5 protein-coding genes and 2 pseudogenes are annotated in these 6,117 nt (G+C 43.6%); 2 read left to right on the top strand and 5 right to left on the bottom strand.

The features are described 5' to 3' along the window. A pseudogene (locus tag RMO52_RS16150) lies at window positions 1-611 on the top strand (hypothetical protein); the annotation flags it as partial. Window positions 612-1,474: 863 nt separating this feature from the next. Here RMO52_RS16150 and RMO52_RS16145 read toward each other — a convergent pair. Then, window positions 1,475-1,771, bottom strand: a complete 297-nt coding sequence (locus tag RMO52_RS16145) for a hypothetical protein (RefSeq protein ID WP_310416140.1) — start codon at window positions 1,769-1,771, stop codon at window positions 1,475-1,477. Window positions 1,772-1,986: 215 nt separating this feature from the next. Between RMO52_RS16145 and RMO52_RS16140 the strand changes: the two genes are divergently transcribed. Next, window positions 1,987-2,433: a restriction endonuclease gene (locus RMO52_RS16140; RefSeq protein ID WP_310416137.1), complete on the top strand. Its 447-nt coding sequence runs from the start codon at window positions 1,987-1,989 to the stop codon at window positions 2,431-2,433. Between the two features lie 177 nt (window positions 2,434-2,610). Here RMO52_RS16140 and RMO52_RS16135 read toward each other — a convergent pair whose 3' ends face one another. The 4 genes and pseudogenes from RMO52_RS16135 to RMO52_RS16120 form a co-directional block, all read right to left on the bottom strand. Beyond that, on the bottom strand, window positions 2,611-3,540 hold the full coding sequence (locus RMO52_RS16135) for a ParB/RepB/Spo0J family partition protein (RefSeq protein ID WP_310416134.1): 930 nt from the start codon (window positions 3,538-3,540) through the stop codon (window positions 2,611-2,613). A gap of 122 nt (window positions 3,541-3,662) precedes the next feature. Next, window positions 3,663-4,403: a ParA family protein gene (locus tag RMO52_RS16130; RefSeq protein ID WP_310416131.1), complete on the bottom strand. Its 741-nt coding sequence runs from the start codon at window positions 4,401-4,403 to the stop codon at window positions 3,663-3,665. Window positions 4,404-4,693: 290 nt separating this feature from the next. After that, complete coding sequence (locus RMO52_RS16125; RefSeq protein ID WP_310416128.1) at window positions 4,694-5,311, bottom strand: hypothetical protein; 618 nt, start codon at window positions 5,309-5,311, stop codon at window positions 4,694-4,696. 361 nt (window positions 5,312-5,672) lie between these two features. Then, a pseudogene (locus tag RMO52_RS16120) lies at window positions 5,673-6,117 on the bottom strand (hypothetical protein); the annotation flags it as partial.

The raw sequence follows: 6,117 nt of genomic DNA, 5'->3' as shown, positions 1-6,117 counted from the left end.
TAGAAGTCGATAAAATCCGTACTTATTTGAACGATCGGGCTGTCGGGCATGTACTGATTAAGGAGGGGGTAAAATTAGATAACCCGATCGTTGCTACTTATGCCACTACTAAAGATTGGACGAAACTCGGTGCCCGATCGCAACTCGATATCGCCATCGGCTACCAAGCTAACAAATACATTGGCGTACCATTAATTGAAAAGAGCCAAACTGCAAATTATCGAGCTAGTTGGGGTGCAAAAGCCAACTGCACTAGCTACTCGGCATCCGATGTGGTGATGGTGACGGGGAATCGATCTAGCAATCAACTCGGTCGAGAATTGCTCAAACAACATTTCGAGCGAGAATATAAGCCCTTGCTTGATGCTGCTGTCAAAGCTGGTGCTAAAATTCTCTGCGGTAATGATGGGGATACCGACGATCTAACCCGACAATATCTCACTGAACTCGGCTCCGATCTACAGCTTACTTCGGCAGGATATTATGAAGCAACTAACCCAGCTTCAGTTGCTGTCGTCGCACCAGCATCACCAGTCACCCACAGAATTAATCTGGTACAACCTTCGCAAAGTTTCCAGGAATGCGAACCAGAAATGTCGCTGGGTGGGTAATTTAAACGATCGCACTTTGACTTCCAACTTTTTAGGTTTTCATAATTTGAGTCTTACCAAAGTATGCCGGATTTGATGTGCTAGTCGCTCGAATGGGAAAGTAGGCCATGTGGCCTACTTTTTGAATTTTCCCCGATCCACAGGATTTAAGGGTTGGCAAGCGATCTCCTATACCAGCATCGCTCTTTTGGAAATTTTCTAAAGTAATTACTTTAGAAAAACTGAGCTAGGAGCCGATCGGTTCAACTACTTGCGGTAAGCGTCTTTTGAGTAATTTCGACTAAGGCCGCATAGGATAGATTGACGATTGTGGCTACTCGGCTCCAGATCGACCTCACCCCCTGACCCATTTCTCACGAGGCCGATTGAATTTTCTAAAGTAATTACTTTAGAAAATTGGGTGCATTACCTACTGAGGCAATGCGATCGGTTGTAACATCTAACTTGCTCTGGGCTTGGCTCGTCCTAAAATGCGATGGAGAGAATATAACCATCTTCCGCAGCAGAAATTGCTACGCTACCCGATAGCGATTGATAAAATTTTTACCTGACAAAGGATACAGCGTTGGCGTAGCCTCTGGTAAGAGAATCGCTACCCAGCCAGATCGAGCGTATTTTCTAAAGTAATTACTTTAGAAAATATCCAAGCGAGTCTTGGCAGCCATAACATGCAGATTCCCGACAACACATTGGCTCTGCGCTTTTGGCTGCTGTAATGTAAGAAGCGGCTCAACTAACTTAAAATGCTCAAAGTAAAGTGTTGTAGAACCTCAATCATGTCGTTGTCGTTGGCGTAGCCTCTCGTAAGAGAATCGACGCCTAGCCGACTCGCTCTGATTTTCTAAAGTAATTACTTTAGAAAATTAGCTAGAAGAGTGCAAATATTCGAGAATCCCTGCAACAGATGTATTCTGGGCGATAAGATCGCGGACGGTCGGTACTTTACGGCGGGGAACTGTTTTGGTGTGGGTGACAAATTTACCTTCTGGATTCTTCAGTTTGTAGGTGTAGTGCCAATACCAATCCTCGATTGCATCTGGATCGCGCTCTTTATCGATTGTGGGGTATTCACAGGTAGAGCCATCCTTGGCAGTTTTGAGCTGCGTAAACTGACACAAGCTCCCAGATTTACCTGGCGATCGTGAAGCTCTTATTTTCACGGTATAATTGAACTGAAATATTTTGGAACTTGGTAAGTATTAAATACTTACCATTTTTACTATTAATAATTATATCATCGCCTAAATAATTTTAATTTAATTAGCCTTATTATTTTTAATCATTCAAGATAGATCTACTATAATAGTCTCACTTGATGTATCTCAATCTTAATAAAATGATCTGTTAAATTGGTTCAATACCGATCGATAATTTGATGTTAGTACTTGGTAACTATCCAGACAATTGGGCGGAGATTTCTACTGCGGTCAAACAAGACTGTGGATACTGTTGCGAGCGTTGCAACTTAGAGTGCTTACCACCTACAGCTAGTTATCGCCATTTGAGTCTTGCGCTGCGACGCAGACTTTCAGCACAAACCCATCATGTCGATGGCGATCCCGGTCATAACGAAAGAGCTAATTTAATGTGTTTGTGTGCGAGTTGCCATCTTCGGGTACACCGCCACAATCCCCGCCCGACCCCTGGGCAATTGTCTCTCAATCTGAAGCTACCAAAAGCGCGTAAGTTGGGTCGTAAACAGCAAAAGAAGCATCGAAATTTACAATTAACACTCGTCCATCTTATCGAGCGATTGCCACAATTACCGCTCGTGGTATATCACCAGCTTGAGTTAGAATTGTTCGAGAAACCTATCTCATAGCAAAGTAGGGTAACTCTCTAGTACTTGAAAAATTTACACGGCAGTTACAAGAATTTATTACTCACCAACCAAGATTGGAGCAGGTTGTAGATTTATATCTAGGTAAGGTTTAAATCTCCTACTCCATCGCGCCGAAGCGACTAGCAAAACTTGGCAAGATCCATTTTTGTAGATGTCTCAATCGATTATTGTCGTAGCTTCAACATCGATCGCCGTTGGCTCACCAGTTTTTTGTCTACGAGCTTCCTCTTCGGATATCTGAGCGTAAGTCATCGAATGAGGGGTAGTTTCGATCGTGAGATTGCGCTCGCTCTCCCGCTGGCGAGCCTTTTTCAGTGCAGGTGCCAACTTGTTGAGCAATTTAATCACCTCGCGATCGATCTGCTCGACAATCTCGCTTTCTCCCGATCCATACACCTTCGTCCACTTACTCAAACTCGCTTGCAGACTGGCTAAAGCGGTTGTTTCCGAAAAAAGTAGGTCACTTGACCCACTTTTTTTGAGGTCGTCAGACTCATTTAAGTAACGGCGAACGGTACGTTGACTTTTGCCGATGATGACTTCTAATGCTGGACGCAGTGCTTTTTCTCCTATTGCCGGACGACCTTTGGTATCGACATAGCCTGCTAATTTTAACTGTTGGGCGAGTTTCTTGACCTCTGCTGGAGTGTAGTCTCGCCGCTTCTCATTTTCGGCGATCTCTACTTGGAGGGCTAGATCTGGATCGCGATCGGCATCAAAATCTAACACTCTAGATGGTATGAGGTCATCGGGGAAGTGTTTGGAGTACGCGGAGGGCTTCCGTTCCTTAAGCAAGTAAATTGCCGCCTTGCGGTGCCCTCCAGCTAGTAATCTATTCTTGATATCTAAAACGAGTGGTTCTAGTAAACCTAGTACGGAAATCGAGATCGCCAATTCTTCGACGTGTCGATCGTTTAGCTCTCTGGTATCGATGACTCGATCGACGATCTTATGTAGGGGGACGATCGAGACCTTTGCTTGTAACGAACGTGCCTCTAATTGACGATCTCGTTCTTGAATACCAGTTCCAGCCGCTTGGACTGATTGCAACATATCTGCTGCGGATTTACGGGTTTTGGGAGCCATTTTAATTAATTGAGAATTGATAAATACTGGCCTTAGAGCAGATCGAAACCAAGCAGAGCATAGCCTTAATTACCGTGCGGCAGTTAAATTCAGATCCGGCGAGCGACCTCGATCGAGCGTTATCAATTATCAATTATTTTACATACCCACTGGGCGATCGATCTGAGTTCTTCTACTGCTTTTGATTTTGGAGCATATTCTACAATGGGGGTTTGCTGCGCTCCTGCTTGAGAGAGATTGGTATCTTGATGTACCATCAGATGTTTAATGTCTGGAAACATAACTTGCAATTCGGCGGGTAGGGTCTTATCCAAACCTCTTCTCTCATCGATTTGGGACAAAACCAGTGCCCACTCTTTCGGCCCACGTCGCTCTTTAGTCCGGTAGCTATCTAAGATGGCTAGTACCCGACTCGCTCCCATAATCGCGAAGGGATGAGCATTCGTAACTACTAAAGTGATATTAGAAGCCACGATCCCAAATCTTTCCAGATTCTCGTTTCCTGGCGGACAATCTAAAATTACCACCTCATAGGGTAAGCGATCGATGATGTCGGCGAGTTCTTCTGGGTGGAGAGATTGGATTGCTTGGTTATTGAGATTCGGCCCACCTGGAAAAACGTGTAGGTATTCGTTGGCAACCAGCGGCGTGGGTTGCTCTCCCATTAATAATTCTGCGGTACCAGGGGCACTAGGATCTACTCCCAAAGCATAGGCGGAGTTAGATTGAGGATCGAGATCGATTAGGAGTACCGATTTGTGTTGTGCGGCGAAGACTGAAGCAAGACTGCAACCGATGGTAGTTTTGCCAACTCCACCTTTACGAGCTGCTAAAGCGATGCGGTATTGCTTGGATAAGACCATAAGGTTAGGATCTGAAAAATACTTCTCTATAGGTCGAGGTGATACAACCATTTCCCATTAGATTAGTACAATCTGCGCTCGAACGGTAAACGATCTATAAAATACCTTGGTTATCGAGCGATCGCAATCGCAGATTGTGCCAATAATGGTAAAAGGTTCGGGCACAGCGGTGGCATTGTTGCCAGATCGAGCACGTTTTCTAAAGTAATTACTTTAGAAAATCGGAGTGCATTAGGGGTTCGATCGGAACACCTGATTTTTAGTGCCACTGAATCTTAAAAAGCCGATCGTTACGATCGCTTTAGAATTGGCTGTACTTCCTGTCTAGAACCATAAACATTATATTTAGCCAAATATCTAACTCGATATTTATCTTTTGCCATTTGGCGAGATTCTTGACTAGTCCATCTGGAATCGGTAGGCAGATCGCTAACTCCAGTAAATCGATCGAGAGCAACGATATTCTGTTGGGCAATCCGCTCGATCGTTCGCGCGATGAAGTAACAGCACTCATCTGGATAGGCACAGACTTGAAATTCTGATAATCGAATTACTATCCAGTTCCCCCTAATAAAAAACTCATCTCGTCGATCGTCTTTGCCATCGTCAGTACAATGATGTGGTTGATTATTTAGCCCATTGTAGGGTTCATCAATTTCTAGGTCGATCGAAATTCCATTTGGCAAAATCAAGGTAAAGTCGCTTGAATATGCGTATTCATCATTAATCTTAAACTGATAACTCGGATGCAAGATATCTTGGAAATATTTCTGGAGGTATTTTTGAAAGTATTTTTCAGATACACCGATTTGAGCTGTCGATATTTCTGGCTCATAGGGCATGATTTTTCCTTGGACGATCGTTTGCCAATTTGGAGGAATAGTCTGAATCTTTTCGACGATCTGCACCCCTAACCTAGACCTATTTTTAGCAGACGGGAGTAGATCTTTGGTATTAAGGACTGCAATTCCCAAACATAGGCAAATCGGACTTACACGAAGTAGCCGCTCGGAAGTTACTACCCCGATCGCAAATATAAAAATGCTGAGAATTATCGCTCCCCAGCCTATATATCCGAGATAGATAGGTAACTGAGATAGTCGGGTCTTAGGAATTTTCGGATGAGAAACAGTCTCTCGATGGCGAATTATTATAGGTCTAGTCCCAGAAATTAAGTCAGGGATCTTGACGACTGGGTATGTCTTCATGAACAGCTATCAATCAGATTTTTACTATATTTTAGACAAATAAATGATTAAAATCTTTCCATTAAGTCATCATCTTTTTAATTTTACCAAGTCCCATTTTACCGCCAGCCTTGCCCAGCTTAAATACATTTGCTGCGGTACCTTTGACAGCTCCGGCTGACATCGAATTCATGGCACTCGACATCGCTAAAGCCGTTCCCTGGCAGTAATAATAAGTAATCACTGGTACAAAGATTGCCATTAACAGCTCGATTACAAATAGCCCAAATCCACCAAACATTCCTGCGGCACCAGATTCCGACCAAATTTGGAGATAAACAATAATTCCAGTCACGATCGAGAAGCAGATTTTAGCATTTGCCAACGTCCAAAAATTATTCAGCCAAGTTTTAAGACTTTCACCATTATCATATAATGAAAGACCTAAATTGATCGGGAAGGTCAGCCCAAATAATAGCATCGTAATATCAATAGCGAGAAAAAATCCAATTGCCATCCCCTGGAGG

This window comes from Chamaesiphon sp. OTE_8_metabat_110 (assembly GCF_031382685.1).
Classification (GTDB): domain Bacteria; phylum Cyanobacteriota; class Cyanobacteriia; order Cyanobacteriales; family Chamaesiphonaceae; genus Chamaesiphon.
Note: the sequence above shows the minus strand (reverse complement) of the source record. Positions and strands in the feature narration are given on the sequence as shown.